The 1191-nt window shown below is 66.9% G+C and carries 1 protein-coding gene; it reads right to left on the minus strand.

Annotation, left to right across the window (positions count from 1 at the left end):
• Positions 1-1183 (minus strand): HNH endonuclease signature motif containing protein (locus tag AC2VON_RS08730; protein ID WP_486952588.1); only part of this gene is annotated, 1183 nt, incomplete at its 3' end.
• Positions 1184-1191 lie beyond the last annotated feature (8 nt).

The following is a 1191-nucleotide window of genomic DNA, read 5'->3' on the forward strand; positions in this document are numbered from 1 at the left end:
GAGCGGTCCAGATCAGCGTCCCGTCGGCAAGTTGTTTGTCTTGCCAGCCCCAGAACGTTTTCAGAAGATGATGCGCGCGGCATAGTGCCTTGAGGTTGGAGGCGTGCGTGGCACCACCGTCGGCGTGGGCGATCGTGTGGTCGAGATCGCAGTGGATGGCCGGTTGGTCGCATCCGGGAAACCGGCAGGTCAAGTCCCGGCAGCGGACGAAGTCGGCCAGCCGTGATGAGGGCAGGTAGCCGGGCTCAGGTGCGGTGTCGCCGGGGTGGATCAGTGAGCGGCGTAGCGCGTAGTCAGCCAGTTCGGCCAGCAGTTCAGGTGGGATCAGCGCATCGGCGCCGATCAGCGACCCCGGTGTGGAACCGGTGCCGTTCAGGGTGGCCTGCTCGGCGAGGACGTGGATCAGCACCGGTGAGGGTGGTGGGGTTTGCCCAGCTGGGCAGTTGGTGCGCCCGCAGCGGCACGCCAAGCGGTCCGCTCCGGCGGCCAGTGCACCCAGCCCATCAGCCCGACGCTGGGCCCGGGTCCGTGGATCCTCAGCGCAGACGGTGCCGGCCAGCGCATCCAGCCGGGCATCGATGGCATGGGCTGGGGGCACCTCCCGCTTGCGGGGGACGGTGGTGAACAGCCGGCCGCCGATCTCGGTCACGCCGTCGACGTCACCCCAGATGGTGATCTCTCGATCCTGGTGGCGTTTGTGGCGCTGGCGCACCGCATCGGCGTCAGCGCGGGCCACCAACGTGTCGACGTAGCCGGCCAACCGGCTGCGCGTCATCGCCGGCCAGCGGGCCACCCGACCGGCCAGGCTGGTATCGACAGCGGCCAGAATCTCTGGATCGGTGATCAAATCGGTGCGGTAGACGATGCTCTGAAACGTCGCATAGCTGATATCGCCGGCGCACAACAAGCCACCCACTTTCGGTAACCGCAGTCGCATCGCCCGGGCGTAATAGAGATAACTGCTCGCCCAATTCCGACTGATCTGCAGTGCCGCACCGATCTCGGCGGTGATCTCGGCCTCGGTGTCACTGGCCCAGCTCGCCTGCTCCCCGCATTCACGCAGCCGCACCAGGTCAAGCTCACTGATCGCCAGCAACCGCGCCCCGGCGGCCCGATTCTCCGCGCGGGTCGCCGACGTCATCCGATCGACCAACGCCGCCACCTCAATCGTGCTATCGAACATGTCTTCGA

The sequence above is a fragment of the Mycobacterium sp. TH-M82 genome (assembly GCF_057473605.1).